The sequence below is a fragment of the Vibrio penaeicida genome, from assembly GCF_030689305.1.
Lineage (GTDB): Bacteria > Pseudomonadota > Gammaproteobacteria > Enterobacterales > Vibrionaceae > Vibrio > Vibrio penaeicida_B.
On the sequence record NZ_JAUYVM010000074.1, the window covers coordinates 1 to 518 of the forward strand.

Genomic DNA, 518 nt, shown 5'->3' on the forward strand with positions numbered 1-518 from the left:
CCCCCCCCCCCCCCCCCCACAGCATTAGCCCCTGCCCCAGCCCCAGCCCGAGCCTCTGCCTGTCGCAGAGCCAGAGCCAGAGCCAGAGCCAGAGCCAGAGCCAGAGCCAGAGCTCGATATGCCTAAGATTGTGCCAAACGAGTTCGGTACACCACAAAATGAAGACTGGGATTTTGATGATACTGACCTTAGTGGTCTTGAGGAATTGTCAGATACGCCAGATTCAACAGATGATCTTGGCTTAAATGATTTAGAGGATAACGACTTAGGTGAATTCGATGAATCTGCTGCATTGGATGCGATGGCAGATGAGCCAGCGCCACTGCCAGAAGATTTGGATGTAGCCGAGCCAGTATTAGAAGCAGCGGAGCCTGAAGCTGCAGATGTTGAAGCTTCCGAGCCGGAAATATCTGAGTCAGAAGCGGTTGAACCTGTAGAAAACGAAGTTGCTGAAGAGCTGGATGAGCCTGACGCCATTGAACTTGACGATGCAGATTTAGGTGAGTTTGATGAATCTG

Annotated in this window: 1 protein-coding gene; it reads left to right on the plus strand. The window is 51.9% G+C overall.

All coding sequences use genetic code 11. The annotated features are described in order from the left end of the window. Positions 1–118: 118 nt before the first annotated feature. A partial coding sequence (locus Q8W40_RS28060; protein ID WP_305402115.1) for a hypothetical protein occupies positions 119–518 on the plus strand: 400 nt, incomplete at its 3' end.